General features: G+C 38.2%; 22 protein-coding genes and 3 tRNA genes. 4 read left to right on the top strand and 21 right to left on the bottom strand.

Annotated elements, in window-relative coordinates:
• Positions 1 to 118: 118 nt before the first annotated feature.
• Positions 119 to 4,366, bottom strand: a complete 4,248-nt coding sequence (locus IGK72_RS05795; protein WP_104806595.1) for a 2-hydroxyacyl-CoA dehydratase — start codon at positions 4,364 to 4,366, stop codon at positions 119 to 121.
• 175 nt (positions 4,367 to 4,541) lie between these two features.
• On the opposite strand from IGK72_RS05795, the gene IGK72_RS05790 reads away from it, so the two are divergent.
• Positions 4,542 to 5,153: a TetR/AcrR family transcriptional regulator gene (locus tag IGK72_RS05790; RefSeq protein ID WP_002357803.1), complete on the top strand. Its 612-nt coding sequence runs from the start codon at positions 4,542 to 4,544 to the stop codon at positions 5,151 to 5,153.
• Between the two features lie 55 nt (positions 5,154 to 5,208).
• On the opposite strand, the gene IGK72_RS05785 is transcribed toward IGK72_RS05790, so the two are convergent.
• The 8 genes from IGK72_RS05785 to IGK72_RS05750 form a co-directional block, all read right to left on the bottom strand.
• Positions 5,209 to 5,388, bottom strand: coding sequence for a hypothetical protein (locus tag IGK72_RS05785; protein ID WP_002357804.1), 180 nt, complete (start codon positions 5,386 to 5,388; stop codon positions 5,209 to 5,211).
• Positions 5,389 to 5,542: 154 nt separating this feature from the next.
• Positions 5,543 to 5,614: transfer RNA gene (locus IGK72_RS05780), tRNA-Gln, on the bottom strand.
• 9 nt (positions 5,615 to 5,623) lie between these two features.
• A tRNA-Tyr gene (locus IGK72_RS05775) sits at positions 5,624 to 5,704 on the bottom strand.
• A gap of 96 nt (positions 5,705 to 5,800) precedes the next feature.
• A complete protein-coding gene (locus IGK72_RS05770; protein WP_002357806.1) occupies positions 5,801 to 6,034 on the bottom strand; it encodes a DUF2969 domain-containing protein in 234 nt (77 codons plus the stop codon).
• Between the two features lie 146 nt (positions 6,035 to 6,180).
• Positions 6,181 to 7,650, bottom strand: a complete 1,470-nt coding sequence (locus IGK72_RS05765; protein WP_002357808.1) for a flotillin family protein — start codon at positions 7,648 to 7,650, stop codon at positions 6,181 to 6,183.
• A 16-nt stretch (positions 7,651 to 7,666) separates the two neighbouring features.
• The gene (locus tag IGK72_RS05760) at positions 7,667 to 8,200 is read right to left on the bottom strand and encodes a hypothetical protein (protein ID WP_002357809.1); all 534 of its coding nucleotides are present in this window, start codon (positions 8,198 to 8,200) and stop codon (positions 7,667 to 7,669) included.
• A 183-nt stretch (positions 8,201 to 8,383) separates the two neighbouring features.
• Positions 8,384 to 11,020, bottom strand: a complete 2,637-nt coding sequence (locus tag IGK72_RS05755) for an FtsX-like permease family protein (RefSeq protein ID WP_070415884.1) — start codon at positions 11,018 to 11,020, stop codon at positions 8,384 to 8,386.
• 9 nt (positions 11,021 to 11,029) lie between these two features.
• Positions 11,030 to 11,731 (bottom strand): ABC transporter ATP-binding protein, encoded by a 702-nt coding sequence (locus IGK72_RS05750; RefSeq protein WP_002379385.1) that lies wholly within the window; start codon positions 11,729 to 11,731, stop codon positions 11,030 to 11,032.
• A 160-nt stretch (positions 11,732 to 11,891) separates the two neighbouring features.
• Here IGK72_RS05750 and IGK72_RS05745 point away from each other — a divergent pair, with 160 nt between their 5' ends.
• Both IGK72_RS05745 and IGK72_RS05740 read left to right on the top strand, forming a co-directional pair.
• Positions 11,892 to 12,551: a DNA/RNA non-specific endonuclease gene (locus IGK72_RS05745; RefSeq protein WP_023895310.1), complete on the top strand. Its 660-nt coding sequence runs from the start codon at positions 11,892 to 11,894 to the stop codon at positions 12,549 to 12,551.
• A 13-nt stretch (positions 12,552 to 12,564) separates the two neighbouring features.
• A complete protein-coding gene (locus IGK72_RS05740) occupies positions 12,565 to 12,951 on the top strand; it encodes a hypothetical protein (protein ID WP_002360464.1) in 387 nt (128 codons plus the stop codon).
• 42 nt (positions 12,952 to 12,993) lie between these two features.
• On the opposite strand, the gene nagA is transcribed toward IGK72_RS05740, so the two are convergent.
• On the bottom strand, positions 12,994 to 14,142 hold the full coding sequence (nagA, locus tag IGK72_RS05735) for an N-acetylglucosamine-6-phosphate deacetylase (protein ID WP_002357814.1): 1,149 nt from the start codon (positions 14,140 to 14,142) through the stop codon (positions 12,994 to 12,996).
• A gap of 100 nt (positions 14,143 to 14,242) precedes the next feature.
• Entirely contained in the window at positions 14,243 to 15,070 is an 828-nt protein-coding gene (locus IGK72_RS05730; protein ID WP_002381942.1) for a helix-turn-helix domain-containing protein, read from the bottom strand.
• A 177-nt stretch (positions 15,071 to 15,247) separates the two neighbouring features.
• Between IGK72_RS05730 and IGK72_RS05725 the strand changes: the two genes are divergently transcribed.
• Positions 15,248 to 15,424 carry a hypothetical protein gene (locus tag IGK72_RS05725; protein WP_002357816.1) on the top strand — a complete coding sequence of 59 codons (177 nt, stop codon included), beginning with the start codon at positions 15,248 to 15,250 and terminating at the stop codon, positions 15,422 to 15,424.
• A gap of 65 nt (positions 15,425 to 15,489) precedes the next feature.
• Here the strand turns inward: IGK72_RS05725 and IGK72_RS05720 are convergent, their stop codons facing one another.
• From IGK72_RS05720 to hrcA, 10 genes are all read right to left on the bottom strand, one after another.
• Positions 15,490 to 16,707, bottom strand: coding sequence for a pyridoxal phosphate-dependent aminotransferase (locus tag IGK72_RS05720; protein WP_002357817.1), 1,218 nt, complete (start codon positions 16,705 to 16,707; stop codon positions 15,490 to 15,492).
• Positions 16,708 to 16,953: 246 nt separating this feature from the next.
• Positions 16,954 to 17,037, bottom strand: a tRNA-Leu gene (locus tag IGK72_RS05715).
• Between the two features lie 68 nt (positions 17,038 to 17,105).
• Complete coding sequence (locus IGK72_RS05710) at positions 17,106 to 17,567, bottom strand: SprT family protein (RefSeq protein WP_002365561.1); 462 nt, start codon at positions 17,565 to 17,567, stop codon at positions 17,106 to 17,108.
• Positions 17,568 to 17,593: 26 nt separating this feature from the next.
• A complete protein-coding gene (locus IGK72_RS05705; protein WP_070415885.1) occupies positions 17,594 to 19,786 on the bottom strand; it encodes a Tex family protein in 2,193 nt (730 codons plus the stop codon).
• Between the two features lie 97 nt (positions 19,787 to 19,883).
• The gene (locus tag IGK72_RS05700) at positions 19,884 to 20,618 is read right to left on the bottom strand and encodes a metallophosphoesterase family protein (protein WP_016630304.1); all 735 of its coding nucleotides are present in this window, start codon (positions 20,616 to 20,618) and stop codon (positions 19,884 to 19,886) included.
• Positions 20,619 to 20,856: 238 nt separating this feature from the next.
• On the bottom strand, positions 20,857 to 22,026 hold the full coding sequence (gene dnaJ / locus IGK72_RS05695; protein WP_002357822.1) for a molecular chaperone DnaJ: 1,170 nt from the start codon (positions 22,024 to 22,026) through the stop codon (positions 20,857 to 20,859).
• 54 nt (positions 22,027 to 22,080) lie between these two features.
• The gene (locus tag IGK72_RS05690) at positions 22,081 to 22,203 is read right to left on the bottom strand and encodes a hypothetical protein (protein ID WP_002357824.1); all 123 of its coding nucleotides are present in this window, start codon (positions 22,201 to 22,203) and stop codon (positions 22,081 to 22,083) included.
• A gap of 114 nt (positions 22,204 to 22,317) precedes the next feature.
• Positions 22,318 to 24,147, bottom strand: coding sequence for a molecular chaperone DnaK (gene dnaK, locus IGK72_RS05685; RefSeq protein ID WP_002357825.1), 1,830 nt, complete (start codon positions 24,145 to 24,147; stop codon positions 22,318 to 22,320).
• A 59-nt stretch (positions 24,148 to 24,206) separates the two neighbouring features.
• Positions 24,207 to 24,746 carry a nucleotide exchange factor GrpE gene (gene grpE, locus IGK72_RS05680; RefSeq protein ID WP_002357827.1) on the bottom strand — a complete coding sequence of 180 codons (540 nt, stop codon included), beginning with the start codon at positions 24,744 to 24,746 and terminating at the stop codon, positions 24,207 to 24,209.
• A 54-nt stretch (positions 24,747 to 24,800) separates the two neighbouring features.
• Positions 24,801 to 25,844 carry a heat-inducible transcriptional repressor HrcA gene (gene hrcA / locus IGK72_RS05675; protein WP_002357828.1) on the bottom strand — a complete coding sequence of 348 codons (1,044 nt, stop codon included), beginning with the start codon at positions 25,842 to 25,844 and terminating at the stop codon, positions 24,801 to 24,803.
• Positions 25,845 to 25,872 lie beyond the last annotated feature (28 nt).

The following is a 25,872-nucleotide window of genomic DNA, read 5'->3' as shown; positions in this document are numbered from 1 at the left end:
ATTGGAATTTTTATCAAAGTTGGTCTAGTTGCATGCTTTCTTTTTATAACAAAAACATTTGGCTTAGTCAGTAAAAAGTGACCAAGTCAAATGTTTTTAAACGAATTTCTATTAGTTATTATCTTTTTACATTTTCTTCTTTCAACAACTTGTTCGCTGTGGCCATCATCAAACGGATTCGGTTCAACTGATTAACCAAAGATACCCCTGGATCATAATCCACCGCCGCAATGTTTGCTTGCGGATATTGACGTCGTAGCTCTTTCACGACCCCTTTTCCAACAATATGGTTTGGTAAACATCCAAACGGCTGCATACAAACGATGTTATTCACCTCGTGTTTTAAGAGCTCAATCATTTCAGCTGTTAAAAACCAACCTTCACCCGTATGATTGCCAATTGATAAAATTTTACTTGCGTCTGCTGCCATATCATAAATGGAATGAATACCATCAAAACGGACCGATTTTCTCAATGCCTTATCCATTGGTTTTTCTACCAATTCAATGATTTTTATCGCAAATTCTGCTAAACGTTTGCTTTGTTTTGACATGCCCATATTTTCGTATTTCCAAATTTGATTGTACAAAGAATAGTTCATAAAGCCAACAATATCTGGCACAACTGCTTCAGCACCTTCTTCTTCTAGCAAACGCACAATATCATTATTCGCTGTCGGCGAATATTTCACTAAAATTTCCCCGACCACACCGACTTTTGGTTTTTTTATCTCTTGTAAAGGAATTTCATCAAACGTCCGAATAATTTTTTTCATGAAGTGATTAAATTGTGTCAGCGAACCATTCCGGACATTGGCTTCCACTCTTTTTAGCCAATCTTGGTGCAGTTGATCCACCATTCCTTTTTCTGTTTCATAAGGTCTTGTTCGATAAACTACTCGTTCGAATAAGTCACCATATAAAAAGGCAACCACTAAGCGTTTGATCATTGGCAACGTAAATTTAAATCCTGGATTGGATTCGACCCCTTTATTGCCCATCGAAACTGAAACTACAGGAACTTGAGAAAAACCAGCATCATTTAAGGCTTTTCGTAATAAGGGAATGTAATTCGTTGCGCGACAACCGCCCCCTGTTTGCGTCATTAAGACACTGACATTATCCAAATCATATTGACCACTTTCCAAAGCTTCGACTAGTTGTCCGATAGAAATAATTGCTGGGTAACACGCATCATTATTGACATATTTTAACCCGACATTCACGGCTTCTTTATCCTGCGCAGGCAAACAGACGACATGATACCCAGAAGCTTGTAATGCTACATCGACTAATCCAGATTGATGAATCGGGCTAAGCATTGGTAACAGTAAGGTATGTGTTTTTTTCATTTGTTTTGTAAACACAATTTTCTCCGGCTCTTCCATTTGCATATGCGGAACAAACTGTTGCTTCTCCCGCTCATTGACAGCCGCTTTCAAGGAGCGCAACCGAATACGAATTGCGCCCAAATTCGCACCTTCATCGATTTTGAGGACTGTATAAATTTTGCCAGACCGATCCATGATTTCTTCTACTTGATCGGTTGTCACAGCATCTAAGCCGCAACCAAAGGAATTCAGTTGGACAAGTTCTAAATTTTTCGTCTTAGCCACTACTTTAGCCGCCGCATATAAGCGAGAATGATAGACCCATTGATTCACCACACGTAAATTCTGCACGTCTCCAAGATGCGAGATACTGTCTTCTGTCAAGACATGGAATCCTTCCTGTGTAATGACTTCGGCAATGCCGTGATTAATTTCTGGATCCAAGTGATACGGTCGTCCCGATAAGACAATTCCTCTCTGGCCTTTTTCAGTTAACATGGCTAACGTTTCTTCGCCTTTTTCTTGAATTTCTTTTTTAAAGGCTGCTAATTCTTGATAACCATGATGCAGCGCTGTTTGAATTTCTTCTAGGGAAATCCCTAAATCAGCAAAATTTTCAGCTAAAACTTTGGCAACTGCAGCTTCATTCGCTAAATTAAGATAGGGATTTCGATAATCCACTTGGCCCTCTCTGATGGCATCCACATTATTTCGAATAACATCTGGGTAGCTTTGCACAATTGGACAATTAAAATGATTATCTGCTTCCACTGTTTCTTGCTGTTCAAAAACAACACCAGGATAAAAGATAATTGGCACTTGCGCATCAATTAATGCTTGAATATGTCCATGCGCCATTTTCGCTGGGTAACAAACCGTATCACTGGGAATCGTTTCAAGGCCTTGTTCATAGATTTGTTTATTAGAACGTGGCGATAATTCAACCCGAAAGCCTAAGTCAGTAAAAAATGTATGCCACAAAGGATAATTTTCATACATGTTTAGGACTCTAGGGATACCCAAGCGCCCACGAAACGCTTTATTTTCCCGCAAAGGTCGGTACTTAAATAACTTGCGGTACTTATAATCAACCAAATTCACTTTGCGTTCTTCTCGTTTAATTTTAATTCGCGCACCACGTTCACAGCGATTTCCCGTAATAAATTGGCGCCCATCCGAAAACACTGTGACCGTTAATTGACAATTGTTTTCACACAAGCCGCAATGAGTAAATTCCTTTTCAGAGGTAAATGCCGCTAACTCTTCTAAAGAAAGAAGCGTGGTTTCTTCCCCAATTTCATAAGCATCCAAAGCAATCAGCGCTGCCCCATAGGCCCCCATCAAACCAGCAATAGATGGACGAACCACTTCACGACCGCTAATTTTTTCAAAAGCTCTCAAGACCGCTTCATTGTAAAATGTTCCTCCCTGGCAGACAATCTTTTCTCCCAACTCTTCAGGTCGGCGAACCTTAATGACTTTATAAATGGCATTTTTGATGACTGAATAAGATAGTCCAGCAGAAATATCGCCGACAGAGGCCCCTTCTTTTTGAACTTGTTTCACTTTTGAGTTCATAAAAACAGTACACCGAGAACCTAAATCAACAGGCGCTTGCGATTCTAAAGCCGCCAAAGCAAAATCCTTCACATTATATTTTAAAGATTGCGCAAAGGTTTCGATAAAGGAACCGCACCCAGAAGAACAAGCTTCATTTAATTGTATCGAGGAAAGCACGCCATTTTTAATGGTCATCGCTTTCATATCTTGTCCTCCGATATCCAAAATAAAATCCACACCTGGCTGAAAATGGTTGGCTGCTTTGTAATGGGCCATCGTTTCAACTTCACCAATATCGACTTTTAACGCATTTTTTATTAGCTGTTCTCCATATCCTGTAACAGCCGCTTTTCCGATAAAAACTTCTTCAGGCAGTTGTTGATAAAGTGATTTCAGTACTGTCATGGTGGTTTCTAAAGGTTGCCCTTGGTTATTACCATAAAAAGAAAACAACAAATGACCATCTTCATCAATCAATGTGACTTTTGTCGTTGTAGAGCCTGCATCAATCCCTAAAAAGGTCACGCCAGTATGTTGAGATAAAGGTTTCTCCGTTGCTTGAGCTTGCGCGTGTCTTTCTCGAAAATCTGCCAAATCTTCTGCGCTGTTAAATAACGGTGGTAACGTGTCGCTCGGCTGTAAATCAGTAGCCTGGCTGTTCACTAAGCGCTGAATTAATTCTTCCAATGTACATTCGGCTGCATCTTCTGAATAAAGTGCTGCACCCATTGCTACAAACAGTTGCGGTTGTTCTGGAAAAATAACATCTTCTGGCTGAATTGCTAAGGTTTCAATAAACCGTTTTCTCAATTCTGACATGAAAAATAAGGGTCCCCCTAAAAACGCTACTTTACCTTTAATTTTGCGACCAGCAGCTAACCCGGCGATTGTTTGATTAACTACCGCTTGAAAAATACTTGCCGCGATATCTTCTTTCGCTGCTCCTTCATTGATTAAAGGTTGAACATCCGTTTTGGCAAAAACCCCACAGCGGGAAGCAATCGGATAAATAGTTTGATAATTCTTCGCCAATTCATTTACTCCATTGGCATCCGTTTTAAGTAAAACAGCCATTTGATCGATGAAGGCGCCTGTCCCACCTGCACAACTACCATTCATTCGTTGCTCTAAAGCACCATCAAAAAAAGTGATTTTTGCATCTTCTCCGCCAAGTTCAATAGCAACATCCGTTTCTGGTATTATTGTTTCAACAGTTCGTGTACACGCGATAACCTCTTGAACAAAGGGAATCCCTAATACCTCAGCCAGCCCCATACCACCAGAGCCAGTTATGCTCATTGTCACAGGTTGGTCTGCACCAATCCTTGCTAGCCCTTCTTTTAAAATGCGTTCCGTTGCTGCTTTGACATCTGAAAAATGGCGTTCATATTTTGTAAAAATAGGCTGATTTTGTTTATTTAAAAATACTAATTTTACTGTCGTTGACCCAACATCAATCCCTGCTCTCATAACCATCAATTAAAATACCCCTTCATTTCCCAACAGTTTGTTGATTATTATACAAACTGTTTGTTATAATAGATATACCTATTTTAGAAAGGTTCTAAATGATTTGCAACAAGCAATTTACCCTATTTTGTGAGATAAACAACAAAGTTTCCGCGAATGTTGACTATCTCGAAAGGAATTTATGATGGCAAAGAAAACAGACCTTAGAGTACAACGAACCAGAAAAATGATTATTGAAGCTTTTTTTAAACTTGTAGAAACGAAAGGCTACGAAGCGGTGACGATTCAGGATATTGCTGATGAAGCTATGATTAATCGTGCGACTTTTTATGCTCACTTTAAAGACAAACAGCATTTATATGATGCAATCTTCACCTTTACGCTTAGTGCTTTTACCGCTATTCTTGATTCGCAACAACTGGTTAATGGCAACCGTGTCCGCGTGAAGCACATTGAAGAACTTCTGACGCAACTCTATATTAATATTCAAGAGAACAAATCTTTCTTCTTAACTATCATGGACAATAATTTCAACGAACACTTTCGAAAACGCTTAGCTGAAATTATCGAAGAAAAATATGCGACGATTTTTTCGCAGTTGCGTATTACCGAAAATGATATTGATGTACCGATAGATTTTGTTATTGAATACATGACCTCTATCTTCATCGGTACCCTTCATTGGTGGATTACTAGCGAGACGGATATGACACCCAACCACTTAGCCCAATTAGTTATCAAATTAGTTGGTAATGGGCATTTAACTGTCTTAGGCATCGAATTAGAAAAATAAAAACACCGGAGTAGACAATAATGTTGTCTGCACCGGTGTTTCTGTTAAAGACGAGTTAGTTTTTTGAACGCCATTTGATATTGTGGGCTGTATTTCTTGAAGAAGTGACTTTAACACCACTTTTGATGTTGCCTTTTTTACGAGGAATTAAGTCAACTTTGACATCATACTTACCATCGCGTGCTAAATCGTAAACATTTTCAACCATTTCTGTAATTTTTTCTTTAAAGTTCATTCTTATCAACTCCAGACTATTCTTTCTTAATACTTTAGCATATTCTTATATAAATGAAAACTTTTCTAGCCTGTACATGAGGAAAATCTTACCTCATTTTTGTTATATAATTATACAAAAAAAGAACATCTCTCTACCAGAAATGTTCTGAAAACTGGGGTAGCTGGATTCGAACCAACGCATGACGGAGTCAAAGTCCGTTGCCTTACCGCTTGGCTATACCCCAAAAAGAAAATGGAGGAAAGTGGATTCGAACCACTGAACCCTAAGGAACGGATTTACAGTCCGTCGCGTTTAGCCACTTCGCTATTCCTCCAAAAAGTCATTGTCGCTGTAACGACCTGACTTAGTTATAATACAATCTTTTCCAGAAAAAAGCAACCCTTTTTTTAAAAAAATTGTTATTTATTTTTTATTCACTTAAATTCCATTGACGAATAATTGTTTCAAAGGCTTCGTCCAGATTTTTTGCTGTACCTTCTTGCTTACCATCAATTTCAATGATGAATTTTTTATCATTTTGCGGAATGACACGACCGATTTCTTTTTTACCAATAAATAATTTGTTCATTAAAACATTTGCTCCATTGTATTGGGCTTTTTCTTCTTCGACACGTACTTCAATATCTTTATTCTTTTTTGACATCTCTATCCCTCCAAGAACTCTATGTTATCAGAATCTTTAAAACAAAACAAGCACCCGCTATTTCTCTGTCAGCTTGTTCGTTTATCGTTTCAATGCAGCATTAAGGAGTAACGAAATGCGATTCGCTACTCCTCAAAGACTGATTTCTATTCTTTTTCTGAACCTTCTGTTGCATGATAGTTCACGCTATTTGAGGTACCTTTTTTAGAAAAGTTTTCAATTAGCTCTTTCACGTCGAGGCCCGTTGTTTCTTTTAGTGTTTCTTGTGTACCAGCCAACAAATTTGTTGCATAATTTGTAATACGGTTGGCGCCAGAATTTTCGCCACCTGCGCCTGTATCTACCACTGAAATCTTGTCGATGTTGCCCAATGGTTGTGCTGCTTCTTTCATTAATTGTGGCAACATTTCCATCACCATACTTAACACAGCTGCTTCACCATATTCTTTGAAGGCATCAGCAATCTTTTGTTTGGCTTCGGCTTCCGCTGCACCACGAGCTAAAATAGCTTCGGCTTGCGCTTGACCTGTTAAACGCGTTTTATTGGCTTCCGCTTCGGCTAATGCTTCAACTTTGAAGCGTTCTGCTTCGGCTTCTGCTACTTCGCGTGCTTTTTGAGCAAGAGCTTCTTGTTCGCGTGCGTAACGATCTGCATCGGCTTTTTTCTTCACTTCTGAGTCGTATTGTTTTTCACGACGCGTAATTTCTTTTTCTTCTAACTCAATTTGTTTTTGACGTTCAACAACTTTGACTTCCATTTCTTGTTCCACCACGTGTTGTTGTGCACGCGCGCTTTCCAAGTTATAGGCTTGGTCTGCTTTGGCTTTGGCAATATCTTGTTCTTGTTTGTATAACGCTAATTTCAATTCTTTTTCTTTTGAAGCTTCTGCAATTTCTGTTTGACGTTGCAATTCCGCTTGTTGTGATTCTTTTTCTGCTTCCGCTTTTTTGATGCGAGTTTCTTTCAAAGCTTCTGCTTCAGCAATATCTGCATCACGTTTAACTTGAGCGATTCTTGGTTTCCCTAATGAATCCAAGTATCCATTTTTATCACGAACTTCTTTAATTGTGAACGACACAATAACTAAGCCCATTTTAGCTAAGTCAACACTGGCAACTTCTTGTACACTTTGGCTAAATTTATCACGATTTTGGTAAATTTCTTCCACTGTCATTGAACCTAAAATCGAACGTAAATGTCCTTCTAATACTTCACGTGCTTCATTTTCTAATTCTTCCGTTGTTTTTCCTAAAAATTGTTCCGCTGCTGTCGCAATTTCTTCAACTGACGAACCAATTTTAATGATTGATGTCCCATCACACATTACAGGAACCCCTTGTTCTGTGTACACTTCTGGTGTGGAAACATCTAATTTACTTGAAAGCAAACTAATTCGATTTGAACGTTGGAACACTGGTAAGACAAACGCACCACCGCCACGAACGATTTTAATTTTGTTGCCACCTTCGTCTACATGAACATTTTTAGACCCTAGATAGCTCCCGCTGATAATTAACGCTTCATCAGGTTTGGCTGTCTGATATTTAGAAACAAACACAATTAATAACATTAATAATACTAAAACTGCAATAATAATCGGTAACAAAATCCCCATTTTCTTCTCTCCTACTCTATATTTTTAGACTGCCTTCGTAAGGAATGACATAACAAACCCGTTCTTTCAATTCAATAATCAATACCTCACTACCTCTTGGCGCAGCCACTTCTTGTGGCACATAAAATGCTGCTGGTCGACTTAACGAACCTGTGACACTCTTCAATTGAATCTCGCCCATTCCCCGGACAGGAATTGGGGTAATCACAGTAGCAACACGACCCTCCATGTCTTTTTCCGAAATAGAAATTGTGGCCTCCGAATTTTTCAAAGGGACCAACACATAAAAATTTAGGAAGAAAACAATAATGGTTGAAAGAATACCACTGACAATTAAAATAAGCCAACTATTTACCGCTGTTAATTCTTCCCCAAGGTACCCAAACAGCGAGGTAAAAGCAATCCATGGAATAATCAGCATTGGGTCCACCGGTCCATCAAAATTAAAAACATCCCCAAAAATAATTAGTAAAAAAGCGAGGACCGCGCTCCCCACTAATGCATAAAAATAAACCGTTTCCAATGGTAGACCTTCTAACACTTTTCCCACACTCCTTTCTGTGCTATAACCTAGTAATAGTGTACCAATTTTTAAATAAAAAGAGTAGCAATTTCCAAATAAATCTCAAAAGATACATCTTAAGACCTATTTTTTCTTAATAAAAGAAGCAACAATAAACGAGCAGCCCTAGAATTATCGAACTTCTACGGACTCCTCGTTTTTTAAAATGTGCTATTCATTTGATTTTAACGCTTCAATCATATTGATTTTCTTCAATTTCCGATGCATAATGACCATCACAAACAACGTGAAACACATGGTGATGACTGCGGAATATAGATAACTTGGCCAATGAATAATTGGCGAAAACATAATTAAATCAACTTCAACGGTTGCTAAAATATACTGATGCAAAATTTTCCCAAAGAAGCAGCCAACAATAATACCAATGAACGTTAAAATAATGTTTTCACGGTAAACATAGGTGGTGACTTCACGATCGTAAAACCCTAAAACCTTAATCGTGGAAAGTTCTCGAATCCGTTCAGAAACATTAATGTTGGTTAAATTATATAACACAATTAACGCTAAAGAACCAGAAACAGCAATTAGTACCCAAATGACAATATCAAGGCTTTTCAGCATATCATCAAACGAACCTTTCATCGCAGTTAAAAACGTAATGTTCAACACTTTCGGCTGTTTTGTCAACGCCTCTCCGATTGAGGTTTCTTGTTTTGAGGATAACTTTTTGTCAAAAAGTAGGAATTCTGTATTATACTCCGGCTTCTGTTTCGTCATCGTCTGGTAGAGTTTCGGCGTCATATAGACAAAATGACCCGTGTAGTTCTCTGCAATCGCGGCAATTTTCACGTGATAGGTTTGATTATCACTATTTTCTAAATTTAATTGATCTCCGACTTTATAGCCAAATAATTTAGCTAATTTTTCATTAATGATTACACCGTCATCGTTGAGGGAATATTTTTCTCCAGTGACTCGATCATTAAATAACTGAAAATCAGCCATTTTCGAAGGATTTTGTGGCACATAAAGAGTAATATTTTGAGTTGGTGCGCCTTTGCCCTTCGTTTTAAAGATTTCTGAATATAACGGAATTGTTTTATTCAAACCATCCAGTTTGCGCAACGTTTCTTGATACTCTTTTGTCTCTTCAGATGTTGTTTGCTCTTTAAAAGTCACGACTGCTTGGTAATGCCAGATTTTATTAAATTGAATTGTAGCGACATCCACAATTGAATCGCGTAAACCAAAACCAACAATTAACAGCCCCATACAACCAGCTATTCCGATAACGGTCATCAGCATCCGTCGTTTATAGCGGAACAGATTTCTAGCGGTCACTTTTTGAATAAAGCTCATGCGTTGCCATAAAGGGCGGATTCGTTCTAATAAAATCCGTTGGCCTGCTTTCGGCGCTTTGGGTCTTAGCAAGGTAGCTGGGGTACTTAATAAATCGATTCTTAATGTCACTAAGGCCGCTCCCACAGTACAAGCTAAGGCTACAATGATGCCCCATAAACTGTAATTTAAGTACCACGGTGTAACTAAATCAGGAATATTGTACATTTGACCGTAGGCATCAAAAATTATTTTAGGGAATAGATAATAGCCAACTGCCAATCCTAATAATGCACCTGTTAGGCTGGCAACAGTTGCATAGGTAATAAAAATCGAAGCAATTTCACGATTACGATAACCTAAAGCTTTCAAACTACCAATTTCCATTCTTTTTTCTTCCACCATACGTGTCATGGTAGTTAAGCTGACTAATGCCGCAATTAGGAAAAAGAACAACGGGAACAGCGTGGCTAAAGAAGAAATCCGATCAGCGTTATCTTGATATTCAGAAAATCCTGGATTGTCTTCCCTAGTAAAATAATAATACGTTGGGGCTTTCAAATTGGCTAGCTCTGTTTCTTTTTCAGCCAACAGTTGTTCTTGTTTAGCCAATTCGTCTTTTTGCTTTTCAAGCATCTCAGCTGGAATTCCTGGTTGTTGCTCCAACTGCGCAAGTGCTTGTTTTCCCGTTTCCAGCGCTTGCCGACCTTGGTTAATGTCCGGCTGAGCCGAATCACGCAGAGCCGCAACCTGTTCTTCTGGCCGATTTTTCAGTGCCTCTTTTACTTGATTTAAGGCCTGCTCTCTTTTCTTTTCATAATCAGAGGAATACGTATTTTGATGTTTTAATGAACGAAATGAGATTAGCAATTCTGGATACCGTTGACTGTCAAAGGCTTTTTCCGAAACCACGCCAAAAAAGTTTAACGTTCCAGACCCGACCGTTGTGGTTCCCCTGGATGTATTATCAATATATTCTGGTGAATTGATAAATCCAACAACAGTAAAATGAGTTTGTTTCAGCCCTTTTTCTTTAATCGCTGCATCGTTTAAAGTGATTTTATCACCCATTTTATAGTCATATCTAGTTTTCGCTAATGTATCTAATGCAATTTCATTTGTTTGTTTAGGTAACCGACCGTCAACTACTTGATAGTTAACCGATCCTGCTTGATTTTTTCGATAGCCAAACAATTTTACTGCATTATTTTGCGTCCCAATCGTGGCATCTATTGTATACCGCGGCACAACTGTTTCGACATCTTTTAAAGACTGTAGTGTTGTTAAATCTTTCTTTTCCAGTCCCATTGTAGAAATTATTCGCGCATCTGGAAGCTGCTCTTTCTGGTAATAATTATTCGCGGTTTTAATCATATCTGGTCCAGTAGCTTTCAAACCAACAAAGACCATTACACCAAGGAAAATAATCCCCATAATCGATAAAAATCGTGTAGTAGATTGTCTAATTTCACGTAAGCTTGTTTTAATTAGCGCTGTTTTCTTCATTTTAGGCACCTACCATTCAATTTCAGCAACCAATTTAGGCTGATCATTCACAGTCATTTCGCGAACTTTCGCATCATTAATTCGAATTACCCGATCGGCCATTTCTGCAATGGCTGAATTGTGGGTAATAATTAAGACGGTCGTTCCAGTTTCACGAGCAGTATTTTGCAAAATGGTTAAAATTTGTTTCCCTGTTTCATAATCCAGCGCTCCTGTCGGTTCATCACATAAAAGTAACTTGGGCTTTTTAGCAATCGCACGGGCGATGGTTACTCGTTGTTGTTCACCACCAGAAAGTTGCGCTGGAAAATTATCTAAACGTTCCCCTAAACCCACCGATTGTAAAACATTGGTCGAATCCAACGCATCCGCAACGATTTGCGAAGCCAATTCGACATTTTCTTTTGCCGTTAAATTTGGGACTAAATTGTAAAATTGGAAAACAAACCCGACATCATTTCGTCGATAAGTGGTTAATTGTTTCTCTGAAAACTGAGCGATATCTGTGCCATCAATAATAATTTCCCCTTCATCACAGCTGTCCATTCCACCAAGAATATTTAAAACAGTTGATTTTCCAGCACCGCTGGGGCCTAAAATAACCGCTACTTCTCCTTTTTCCACTTCAAAAGAAATGCCGTCATTCGCAGTAATAGTTGTCTCTCCCATTTGGTAACGCTTGTATTCATTTTTGACTTCAATATAGACCATCCACTATCCCTTCCCTTCTACATTAAAATAGTAACATATCTGAGAAAACAAGTCTTTCAAAGAAAAGCCTTTTTTGATTTTTTAGCAAATTTACGTATAATAGAAAAGATGGTCCACTTAAATTTGGACTATTGCAAGTATAAAATTAGAGGAGCACGTTATGGCAAACAGAAAGAAGAAACCACCATTTAATTCAACCATCATGCTGATTGGCGCATTAATCATTTTAATTTTAGGCGCGGTTGGCGTTAAAGTTCCTGATGCTTTACAAGATTTATTTAATGTTCAACCACAAACAACCACCCCCTCAAGCACACCAGCACCAAAAGGAGATAATCCCGGACCCATCGAAAATGGTAAAACCACATTTTCAGCAGAGGAATTAAAGGATAACTCAAACGGCTGGATTACTTATCATTCTCTAGATCGTCTAAAACGAGCGACAGGCGCTGATGCGCTATTAAAACCCGCAATGGTCAATACAGGAACTTCCGCTAATAAAGATATTCGACCAGCTGGTTTCATTTCAGGAAAAGCTAATCACTCGCGTGGCCACCTAATCGGCCGTCAAATGGGAGGCAGTGGTGATGATCCACGTAACTTAACCACCTTGTATCAGAATCCTGTCAACACTCCTTATATGACGAAATATGAAAATCAGATTCGGGCAGCTCTTGATCGCGGCGAAACCGTTCGCTATCGCGTGACACCTGTATATAACGGAAACGATTTGTTGGCTGAAAAAATCATCTTAGAAGCCAAAAGCCTTAAAACAAATTCACCCATTGATTTTTCAGTAACTATTTTAAACAAACAATAAGGAGGAACTTTCATTGGATTTTGAACAGCTAAAAGAAACATTACCCGATGCAAAACCACAAACATTTTTGCAAGCAATCCTCTCTCAACCTCAAGAAGAGGATGCTGAATTAACTTTCAGTGAAGAAATTGATGAACAGTTTGTCGAAAATTGTAAATTTTTAGCCTCTCCAGAAACCATTTCTGAAACAGATGTGGAACATTGGCGCAAACAAGAATTTTTAGTTGTCGCCCAAAGTTTAGATGGCGATTATCTAGCAGGCACCCTAGAGCAAACCTTTGTGATTCCTAGCTCCCTTTACAAAGAGGATATTGAGCAATTTGACAAGCAATTAATCGATTTTTTTATTGCCTACGAGAACAAAGAAATCACTTCTGCGATTTTACCAAAAGAATTATAAAAAAAGCTTGCGGATAAATTTCCGCAAGCTTTTTCTTGTGTCTTATGCTCGATAACGTTCAACGCCATCTAAATAAGTGGCTGCTAATTCCATGGTTGGTTCTAATACGATAAAGTCAGCATCGCGACCATTTGCAATCATGCCACATTGATCATCAATTTTACAGCTAATCGCAGGAACTAATGAAGCCATCATAATTGCTTGTGCAGGTGTTGCAATACCCCAATCAACTACATTTTTAATTGCTTCTTTTAGTTTTAAAATACTTCCTGCTAAGTTCCCAGTATCCAAACGAGCCGTTCCTTCTGCTACCACAACAGGAAATTCACCTAAATTGTAGTTGCCATCTGGCATACCGCCAGCCATCATGCAGTCTGTAATTAACGCAACGTGATCATGGCCCGCTTTTTCCATCAATACTTCAGCCGCTTGCGGATGTACATGATGTCCATCACAAATTAATTCAGAGAAAACGTGTTGTAACGTTAACAATGCACCAACCATCCCTGGTTCACGGTGATTTAAGCCGCGCATCCCATTATATGCATGAACAAAAACGCTAGCGCCTGCTTCAACTGCCACATCAGCTTCTTCTAAGGTCGCATTACTATGGCCTAAAGCAACAACGACACCTTCATCTGTAACGGTTTCAACAAATTCTTTCACACCATTACGTTCTGGTGCCAACGCAATTTTCTTAATAATTCCGCCTGAAGCTTCTTGCCATTCGTGGAATGTATCAAGGTCTGGATCTCCAAAATAACTTGGATTTTGTGCGCCTTTATGTTCTTCAGTAAAGAAAGGTCCTTCAAAGTAAATCCCTTGAATTTTTGCACCAGGTACTTCTTGGTAGACTTGACCAATCGTACGTGCAACGTCTGTTAAACGTTCTTTACTTGAAGTTAATGTTGTTGGTAAAAATGAAGTTACACCACAAGATAATAAGCCTTCAGACATCACTTTAATGCCTTCTGCATCGTTATCCATTACGTCATGATTCATGTAACCATGAATATGAGTATCGACTAAACCTGGGGCAATCCATTTGCCTTCCTCACGAATAATTTTTACGTCCCCTTGCGGTTCATCTTTTGTATAATTACCAAAGATACCATCCGTGATTTCTAAATAACCAGGTCCTTTAACATCGCTTTTTAAAAAGAACTTGTCTGCAAAGATAAATGTTTTCATCTTCATCCTTCTTTCTTTATTTTACTTACTTCAAAAGTACTCTTAATCAGTACAAAAGTCAAGAAATGGTGTAGACCTTTTAAGCAATTCTGAGGATTTTTTAAAGATTGCCACTTTCCACATTTTTCATTTGTTGTGCTAAGTTCAGATAACGTTCTGCTTCTTCGTGTTTATTCTTTCTCATTAAAACTAAATATTTTAGATTTAATAATTCACTTAAATAATAATAACTATTTTTTTTGCGGGCCCAAGTAATTCCTTGATCCACATAAATTTCGGCATCTTTTTCTGTATAATTTTTAAATAAGAAATCAGCATAATTAAAAAATATTTTCGTTAACTCTGCATTACTGCGTTCATTTGGCAATTGATTAAAATAATGAATACTCAAACTTAAAAATCGTTCTGCTTCTACTCGATTGCCCATGTAACCATAAGTGGCACCTAGACAACTAATTAATTGAATCTCTAAATCAGAAACATTTAACTTATCGGCTTTATAGGTGAAAGATAACCCTTTACGCAAGCTAGCAATAGCTTTTTCATAATCATTTAGAACAAACAATTCACAACTACCTAAATAATAATAATATTTTTGCCAGTCCGTATCTAAATACAATTGTTCTTCAATACGATTTTCCTTTAAATAATTTAATAATAATTGATATTTTTTATGGCGAAAATATTCAGCCATTTTTTCAAATGAATACGTAACAACGTGCACATCACCAGATTTATAACGCATAATCTGGTCAACAGTCACACCTAAACGATCACAAAGTTGTTGCATTACGAGGACATTCGGCAACTCTTCATTGTTTTCAATGCGGCTTAAAACACTTTGCGAACAGATGTCTTCTGATAACATTTTCTGTGTCAATTTTCTATTTTTTCTAATTTCTTTAATAACTGCACCTAAAGAATTCATCACAATAGCTCCTATTTATATCGGCCATTTTCCTTGCAAAATGGGGATTTTGTCAAAATATGCGAATTCGCATTATGCTTTTATTGTACTTTATTGCATAATATACTGCAAGAACATTATCTAAGGTTTTCTTAGAAAATAAATAGGTTCATTTTTATTAAAAAGGAGTGTTATTGTATGGCCGAAGAGAAAAAGGTTCACTTCATTTGGGAAAAAACAAATTATTCAGGCTTTGTGGAGAAGGAGTATGAAAATTCTTATCTCATCGTAGTAGCAAATCCTAGTCCTGATATGGAAGAAAAATATACCAACCGAATGATTATTAGTAAAAAAGCATGTGAAACCGCAGAATAGTATTGTTGATAAAACAAGAACTACCAAAAAATAGCTTCGTTAGAGGCTATTTTTTGGTAGTTCTTTTATTTTTGTTTGTAGGTACTTAAAAATTCACGCATTTTATCTGCTGTAGTTTTTAAATCTTCCATCTTCGGTAAATAAACAATACGGAAGTGATCGGGTTGTTGCCAGTTGAACCCACCACCATGGACTAATAAAATATGATGTTTGTGTAAGAAATCTAAAACAAATTTTTCATCATCATAAATGTCAAATTTGGCCGTATCAATTTTCGGGAAAATATAGAAAGCTGCTTTAGGCTTCACGGCTGATAAACCAGGAATGTCATTTATCGCATTGTAAATAAATTCTCGTTGTTCGTAAATTCTGCCACCTGGTAAAAGTAAATCATCGACACTTTGATAGCCGCCTAATGCGGTTTGAATGATTTGTTGTGACAACACATTCGAGCATAATCGCATGGAAGCAAGCATATTTAGCCCTTCGATATACCCTTTTACTCGTGATTTATCTCCACTTAACACCATCCAACCGCATCGGAAGCCTGCCACTCGATGTGATTTTGACAAACCATTCAATGTTACGACAAATAAATCAGGTGCTAATGTAGCAATCGGTACATGAACCAAACCGTCCATGACCAAGCGATCATAAATTTCATCGGAGTAAATAATTAAATCATTTTGACGTGCCACTTCGACAATTTCTAGTAATAACTCTTTCGGATATAAAGCACCAGTCGGATTATTGGGATTGATAATAACGATTGCTTTTGTATTCGAAGTTATTTTTGATTTTATATCATCAATGTCTGGATACCATTCTGCTTGCTCATCACAAATATAATGAACGGGTGTACCGCCCGCCAAAGAAACAGAAGCAGTCCATAAAGGATAGTCTGGCATTGGCACAAGTACTTCATCGCCGTTATTTAACAAGCCTTGCATACACATGGTAATTAGTTCACTCACGCCATTACCAGTGTAAATATCATTAATCGTTACATTAGGAAATTTTTTTAATTGGCAATATTGTTCAATCGCTTTTCTTGCAGAAAAAATACCTTTTGAATCGGAATAACCTTCTGAATCGCGAACATTCACAATCATGTCGCGCACAATTTCATTTGGGGCATCAAAACCAAATGGCGCTGGATTCCCTGTATTTAATTTCAAAATACGTATGCCCTCTTCTTGCATGCGTTCTGCTTCTTCTAAAACAGGACCACGGACATCGTAACTTACGTTATTTAATTTATCAGATTTTTTAAAATTTCTCACACGGACTCCCTCGCTTCACAAATTTATACTCTAAAGTTACGCCAACTATAATGAAAAAGCAATAATAAATATCAGAATTTAATAAAAAATTGATGGTTTTTCCGTAATAAACAAGAGCGTGGGACAAAAATCACTTTGGATTTTTGCTCCACGCTCAAAAACTGATAAACGGCGGGAACAGAAGCAACTCCTTCTTATTTCTCGGAGTTAAACACTTCTGTCCCAACCTCTTGTTATACTAGTTGATGCAGATGATGGGACTCGAACCCACACGGACATCTGTCCACATGACCCTCAATCATGCTTGTCTGCCAATTCCAACACATCTGCATTTTAAGAGCACTTATTTATCCTAAAATAATTACTGGTCTTTGTCAAGATAACAAAGACCAGAATTGTTAGATTTGTTCTTTTTTCGCTTGCCAGGACAAACGCCCATGACATTTTCCGCAGACATATCGTGTCGTATCAATTCGTCGTTTTCTGAGGATGACTTCTCCACAAGACTGACATTGGTACTGATGGAAAACTGCTTTTTTCCGTTCTACTAGAGGCGGTGCGTAACGGGCACCGCCAGTCTTAGCCAATAACTCTTTAAAGTCCTTATCTTTATGCTGATAGCCTTTGCCAGCTAAATGTAAATGATAGTGACATAACTCATGCTTAATGACTTTTTCCAGTTCCTCTTGTCCATACTTTAAAAAGACAGTTGGATTAAAATCCAGGTGATGCGAAGCTAAATGATAGCGACCGCCCGTAGTTTTTAACCGCCGATTAAATGTAGCTTGATGCAGAAAAGGTTTCTGAAAAAATACGATTGAAATTTTTTCCACTAGCGTTTGAAGCGCTTGATCTGTCATCAAGACTGGTTGAGACTCTTTCATTGTTACTCTTTTCTATCAGCACGAGGCAACATGGTTAAACTAATACGCCCCTTTTTCAAGTCAACATCTTCTACCCAAACTGTGACTACATCCCCCACCGCAACAACATCCGTTGGGTGCTTAACAAATTTAGGACTTAACTTAGAAATGTGGACTAAGCCATCTTGCTTCACACCAATATCGACAAACGCACCAAAGTCAATTACGTTTCGAACAGTCCCTTGCATTTCCATTCCTGGTTTCAAATCTTCCATCGTCAACACGTCTTTACGTAAAAGTGGCGCTGACATCTCATCGCGCATATCACGACCTGGTTGGATTAAACTAGCAATAATATCTGTGAGTGTTTCTGAACCTACTTCTAACTCAGTAGCTAATTGATTCACTGGTAACTGTTTCAATTTTTCGATAGCTTCTGCTGTCCCTAATTCTTTAGAAGCAATCTCTGCTTTTTCTAAAATTGCTTGTGCTACTGGATAACTTTCTGGGTGAATGCCAGTGTTATCTAACACATTTTTGCCATTAGGAATTCGTAAAAAGCCAATTGCTTGTTCAAATGCTTTTGGTCCTAAACGAGGTACTTTTTTGACTTGATTTCGTGCTGTAAAGACACCATTTTCATCACGATAAGTGACTAAGTTTTGCGCCGTTGTTTTATTTAAGCCAGAAATATGTTGTAAAAGTTGAGCACTCGCTGTATTCACATCAACACCAACTTGGTTTACCGAAGTTTCTACAACAAAATCCAATTGCTCGGCAAGACGTTTTTGCGATACGTCATGCTGATATTGACCGACCCCGACTGCTTTGGGATCAATTTTTACTAATTCTGCCAACGGATCTTGTAAACGACGTGCAATGCTGACCGCACTTCGTTCTTCGACTTGTAAATCAGGAAACTCTTTACGAGCCACTTCACTCGCAGAGTAAACGGAAGCCCCTGCTTCATTAACAATCACGTAAAAGACGTCACGCTTCACCGCTTTTAATTGCTCTGCCACAAACAATTCAGATTCACGACTTGCCGTTCCGTTTCCAATAGCTACCATGTCCACTTGATAGTCTTCAATGATTTTTTTAAAGGCTGGACCAGCGGCTTCACGTTTCGCAGCAGTCGCTGGTTTATGTGGATAAATCACTTGAATTGCTAAAACTTTACCCGTTTCATCGACAACTGCTAATTTACAGCCTGTCCGATAAGCCGGGTCAAATCCTAGAACAACTTTTCCTTTAAGTGGTGACTGTAATAATAAATTACGTAAATTTTCACCGAAAATTGCAATCGCTTGTTCATCAGCTTTTTCTGTTAATTCATTGCGAATCTCCCGTTCAATCGCTGGTCCAATAAATCGTTTATAGCTATCTAAATAAGCAGCCTCAATGTATGGAGCAGCAAAACTTGTTGCTTGTTTGCCGATTAGTTGACGTTGGAAATAATCATTAATTTTTGTTTCATCAGCGACAAGGGAAACCTTTAAAATGTCTTCTTTTTCACCACGATTCGTTGCTAAGACACGGTGCGGCACCATTTTGCTAACTGGTTCTGCAAAATCGTAATACATTTCATAGGTCCGCTTTTCGTCTTTTTCTTCGTCCTTAACTACGCTAACATATTGCGCATGCTTAACCATATAATCACGTAACCATGTTCGGTATTTTGGTTCATCGCTAATACGTTCTGCTAAAATTTCATGAGCACCTTGCAAGGCTATCTCGGCGGTTGCAACTTCTTTTTCTTCATTAATAAAAGTAGCCGCTTTAGCTAAGATATCCGCGTTTTCAGGTAAAGAGAGCAACCAATCTGCTAATGGTTCCAACCCTTTTTCTTTCGCGATAGTCGCTTTAGTCCTACGTTTTTGTTTATATGGTCGATATAAATCTTCCACTTGTTGCATTTTTACTGCTTTTTGAATATCTGTTTTGAGTTCTTTTGTTAGTTTTCCTTGCTCTTCAATTAAACGGAGAACTTCTTCTTTCCGCTTTTTCAAGTTTTGTAAATAATGATAACGTTCTTCTATTTCACGGATTTGGACTTCATCTAAACTTCCAGTCATTTCTTTCCGGTAACGGGCAATAAAAGGAACTGTATTTCCTTCATTTAATAAAGTTAAAACCGTTGTTATTTGTTTTGAACGATACGTTGTCAATTCTTTTTGAAGTAGCGCTACTACTTCTTCGTTATAAGCTTCTGCCATTAACTAGATACCTCTTTTCTTATGCATACTTATCTATTTTAGCATATTTTTGCTTCTAAATATAGAAGTGAGGTAACTGATTCGTGCGATTAAGGAATCAAAATTCTGGTTGCCACGCAGGGGTGCGTTTTTGATATTCGATATCTTGGACAATGCCTTTTTCATTAAAAATCACACCATGTACAGAGCCGCCAAAAATAGCACCACCATCTATCCCAATTTTTCCATCACTTTGCCAAAGGTCCGTGGTCTGCATATCACCATGTAACATCGGAGTAATGGTATGACCAAAAACAATGGTCTTGCCTGTATTATTTTTCCCTTGATGAAAGGGTTCACGAATCCACAAAAAATCCTTAGGTGCTGTTTGCCGCCAATCTTCCATCGTTAAATCAACCCCAGCATGCACAAATAAGTAATGCTCCCATTCAAAATAAAGTGGTCGTTTTGTTAAAAAATCAATTAACTCTGGATAGCGACTACGGATCATTAAGGCCATTTCTGTTGGTGAGTATTCTGCAGTAGCTCCTGGATGCAAGAGGCTTTCAATTGTTTCCTTGCCACCATTGCGAACATATCCTGCAAACCAGTCCTCTGGATTTTGAAGAAACTGCAAAAAATATTCTTCATGATTGCCTCGTAAATAAACAGCGCCGTGTTGCTCGACAAGTTCTTTTCCTTTGAGAAAACAGGCTTTAGAATGTGGACCACGGTCGTTTAAATCACCAATTAAAACTAGCTGATGATCAACTGGGTCATAGTCTGTGAGTAAGGCATCAAACAAATCTGCTTGTCCATGAATATCACTGATTACATAAACATATGGTTTCATAAATAAGCCCTCCTAACTTGCTTATATTAAGTATACGCTAAATTTTAAAATATTCTCGTAAAATGTTTGGAAATAAAAAACGAAAATAGGACATAAGTCAAAACGACTTATGTCCCACTCTCTAAATCTTAAAATAATCAGTTGAACAAAAGCAGCACCTACAATTACTCGTTGCAATTTAGCCTTCGAGAGTGATGAACACTTGGAGCTAACTGCTTTTGTCTCTGACTCGTTTGGTTTATTTTTTCTTCTTACCGCCAAACGCATCTTTCATTTTATCAAAGAAGCCTTCTTCTTGTTGTTCAGTTACATTTTGTCCGCCAGCTTTTGCAAAAGCTCGTAGGGCATCCTTTTGTTCTTCATTAAGATTTTTTGGTGTTATTAATTTCACTTTCACGTGTTGATCACCATTGCCCCCACCACGTAAACGTGGCGCACCTTTGCCTCTTAAGCGGAAGTTTGTGCCAGTTTGTGTTCCAGCCGGAATTTTTAATTTCACGTCACCATGAACAGTTGGGACAGTTACTTCGTCCCCTAGAGCCGCTTGGACGAAACTTACTGGTAAATCATAGTAGATTTCTGCGCCATCTCGATCGAAAATATCACTATCTTCAACACGAAAGACTACATATAAATCACCATATGGTCCACCATTGGTACCCGCTTCTCCTTGGTTAGCTAAGCGCATTTGTTGACCGTCTTCTACTCCAGCAGGCACATTTACTTTGACAGTATGTGCTTTTTTCTCATGACCTGTGCCATGACAAGTTGGACATGGTTCTTTAATTTCTTTCCCTGTGCCATGACACACATCACAAGTTTGACGACTCATCATACGACCTAATGGCGTTTGACGTTCAACATTGATTGTTCCAGAGCCATGACATTTATGACAAGTTTCTGGGTGTGTGCCTGGTTTGGCGCCATTACCGCCACAGGTTGCACAAGTATCTTCTCGATTGTACTTAATCTCTTTTTCGACACCGAAAATAGCTTCTTCAAATTTCAATTGAATTGTATATTGTAAATCGGCGCCTTGTCTTGGTGCATTTGGATCAACAGAACGGCCACCGCCGCCACCAAAGAATGAATCGAAAATATCTTCGAATCCACCAAAACCACTACTGCTAAATCCGCCGCCACCGAAACCGCCAAAGCCACCAGCGCCGCCACCGTAATTAGGATCAGTTCCTGCATGGCCATATTGGTCATAGGCCGCTTTTTTCTGTGGATCACTTAATACTTCATACGCTTCAGAAACTTCTTTAAATTTTTCTTCCGCATCGGCTTCTTTGTTAATATCTGGATGGTACTTTTTGGAAAGTTTGCGGTATGCTTTTTTAATTTCATCATCTGAAGCACCTTTTGCTAATCCTAGCACTTCATAATAATCTCGTTTCGTCGCCATTGACTTCCCTCCAACTTTCTTCAAACTTTACAATGTGTTTAGAACCAGCCAAATTCATCGATTGCTTTCGGTCTCTCTGGTTGGATTATCTGTCACACCTTGAATCAGTGTTACTAGCTGTGAATAGGTATTTTCAGCTTGTTTAACATCGTTGTAATCATACCACAGTTCTTTCAAAACCTAAATAGTTTCTTGCTAACTTGATTGTGGTTGATTTTCTCACAAAAGACAAGGGACTGGGACATTAGTCATTGTACTAATGATCCAGTCCCTAAAATCAATTGTTATTGATTATTTGTCATCACCATTTACTTCTTCAAAATCAGCATCAACAACATCATCAGCGCCACCTTGGGCAGCTTCAGGATTTTCTTGTGCTTGTTGTTGCGCAGCTTGTTCGTAAAGTTTTACTGTTAAGTTTTGGACGATTTCATTCAATGAATCACGTTTTGCTTTCATTTGTTCGATATCGTTTGCTTCGATGGCTGCTTTTAATTCATCACGCGCATCTTCTGCTTTTTTCACTTCTTCAGCATCTACTTTGCCTTCTAATTCTTTCAATGTTTTATCAACAGTGAATAATAAAGCATCTGCATCGTTACGTAAGTCAACTTCTTCTTTACGTTGTTTATCTGCTTCAGCGTTTGCTTCAGCATCTTTCACCATACGTTCGATTTCATCATCAGATAAACCTGAAGAAGATTTAATCGTGATTGTTTGTTCTTTTTGAGTGCCTAAGTCTTTCGCACGAACATTTACAATCCCGTTTTTATCAATGTCAAAGCTTACTTCAATTTGTGGCACACCACGAGGAGCCGCAGGAATATCTGTTAATTGGAAACGACCTAATGTTTTATTATCAGCGGCCATTGGACGTTCACCTTGTAAAACGTGAATATCAACAGCTGGTTGATTGTCAGCAGCAGTTGAGAATACTTGTGATTTACTTGTTGGAATCGTAGTGTTACGATCAATTAATTTTGTAAATACGCCACCCATTGTTTCAATCCCTAATGACAACGGTGTTACGTCTAATAAGACAACGTCTTTAACATCACCAGTGATTACGCCACCTTGGATTGCAGCACCCATTGCTACTACTTCGTCAGGGTTAACTGATTTGTTTGGTTCTTTGTTTGTTTCTTTGCGAACAGCTTCAACTACAGCTGGAATACGTGTTGAACCACCAACTAGGATAACTTCGTCGATTTCAGAAGGATTTAATCCAGCATCTTTCAAGGCTTGACGTACTGGTACTTTTGTACGTTCAACTAAATCACTTGTTAATTCATCAAATTTTGCACGAGTTAAGTTCATTTCTAAGTGCAATGGTCCTGCTTCGCCAGCAGTAATAAATGGCAAGCTGATTTGTGTGCTTGTTACACCTGATAAGTCTTTTTTCGCTTTTTCAGCAGCATCTTTCAAACGTTGTAATGCCATTTTATCGTTAGCTAAGTCAATGCCATTTTCTTTTTTAAATTCTGCAACCATGTAGTCAATGATTTTATTATCAAAGTCATCCCCACCTAGGTTGTTATCACCGGCTGTTGATAATACATCGAAAACGCCATCGCCTAATTCAAGGATTGACACGTCGAATGTACCACCACCAAGGTCAAAGACAAGAATTTTTTCATCTTTGTCTGTTTTATCTAAGCCATAAGCTAAAGCTGCTGCTGTTGGTTCGTTAACGATCCGTTCTACTTCTAAACCAGCAATTTTACCAGCATCTTTTGTTGCTTGACGTTGCGCATCGTTGAAATATGCAGGAACTGTAATAACTGCTTTTTCAACTTTTTCACCTAAATAGTCTTCAGCAAAACCTTTTAAATATTGTAAGATCATTGCAGAAACTTCTTGTGGTGTATATGATTTTCCTTCAACATCAACTTTGTAGCCAGCTTCACCCATGTGACGTTTAATAGATGAAATCGTGTTAGGATTTGTAACAGCTTGACGTTTTGCTACTTCGCCCACTTGAATTTCACCGTTTTTGAATGAAACGACCGAAGGAGTTGTGCGGTTACCTTCTGGGTTTGCAATAATTTTCGCTTCGCCGCCTTCTAGCACTGCGACAGCTGAGTTTGTTGTTCCTAAGTCAATACCAATAATTTTACTCATAGTGAATATCTCCAATCTGTATTAGTTTTCTATAATAATATATTTTTAATTAACGTTTGTTATTGTGCAACAATGACCATTGATGGTCGTAACACACGATCTTGTAATTTGTACCCTTTTTGTAGAACTTCAACAATGGTATCTGCTGGGGTTTCTTCAGAAGCAGGGACTGTTTGAACGGCTTGATGTAAATTTGGATCAAAGGTTTCACCCATTGCTGGGATTTCTTCAATTCCTTCTTCTTTTAAAGCCACAGTAATACTTTCTAGCACCATCGAAATACCTTTTTTCAAGCTTTCGCCTTGTTCATCTGATACTTCAATGGCCATTGCTCGTTCTAAATTATCAATGGATGGTAAAATCTTTTTACCTAAATCTTGTGAGCGGTAACGAACTAATAATTCTCGTTCGTTTTTATTTCGATTGCTCATATTAGCAATTTCGGCTCTTGCCCGCAAGAACTTGTCTTCCATTTCGGAAAGCTCTGCTTTAAGATTTTCAATCTCTGTTGCTTCAACTTCTACTTCAGAAACGCCAGCAGCATCAACAGCTTCCATTTCTTCTTGTAATTCTTCTTGCTTCTCTTCTTTTTTACTCACTTCAGCAACTTCCTTTCTCTTTATGCATCTACTTCTTATCCTAACAAGGTTTGCTTAATTACCTAAAAAACGGTAATAGTCACCTAGTTGTGAAGCTAGCTCATGTCGAAACGTGTCTACCAAACCGAATATTTTTGAATACGGCATACTGGTTGGTCCTAGCAGGGCAATTGTTCCTTTGCCATGTCCTGATACTTCATACGTAGCAGTGATCATGCTCATATCTTCTAAGAGATTGTTGCCAATTTCTGAGCCGATACGAAAAACAATTGGATTTTCTGTTGTTGCAGAACCATTTAATAAATGCGTCAGCTCATCAGAATTTTGCATAAAGGAATAGACAGATTTCAATTGTTCAATATCTTGTTTGATGCCAAAATCTAACAAATTCATGCGACCACCGACAAAGACTTTTTCTTCAAAGGCATGTCCTAACATCTCATCGAATAAGTTCATCATTCCTTCTGGCGTTTGGAAATAGCGATGTAAAATCATCGGAATCTCCGTCCGCAAACGATGATAAACGGTCAACAAAGGTTGTCCAACCAACTTATCATTGATGATTTGTGTCATTTTTTCAAGATCTTGGCTAGAAACAGCGGCAGGAATGGCAAATACTTGGTTTTCAACATTGCCTTTATCTGTCACTATAATAGCAAGGACTTGCCGATCATTCAAAGGAACCATTCGAAAGCCGGTTAATTTCCGTTCTTTCACTTCAGGTCCTAATGAAAAAGCAGTATAACTTGTCAATTCTGATAGAATTTCAGCTGATTGTCGAATAATATCATTAATCTCATGAAATTCTTTTCCAAAAGATTGACGGATTCTTCTAAGTTCGTTCTCTTCTACTTGTGTTGGTTGTAAAAGATGATCCACGTAGTAACGATAACCAGCCATTGAGGGGATTCGCCCTGAAGAAGAATGGGTCTTAGCTAATAAGCCGTATTCCTCTAATGCTTTCATATCATTACGAATTGTGGCAGAACTAGAGGCAATGCCATCCTCCATCAATTTCTTAGAACCGACAGGTAAGCCCGTGTTCGTGTAATTTTGGATGATAAGTCTCAAGATATTTTGTTGTCTTTCTGTAATCATCGTTATTACCACCCTTCATTAGCACTCT

The sequence above is a fragment of the Enterococcus sp. DIV0183 genome (assembly GCF_050541505.1).
Lineage (GTDB): Bacteria > Bacillota > Bacilli > Lactobacillales > Enterococcaceae > Enterococcus > Enterococcus faecalis.
Note: the sequence above shows the minus strand (reverse complement) of the source record. Positions and strands in the feature narration are given on the sequence as shown.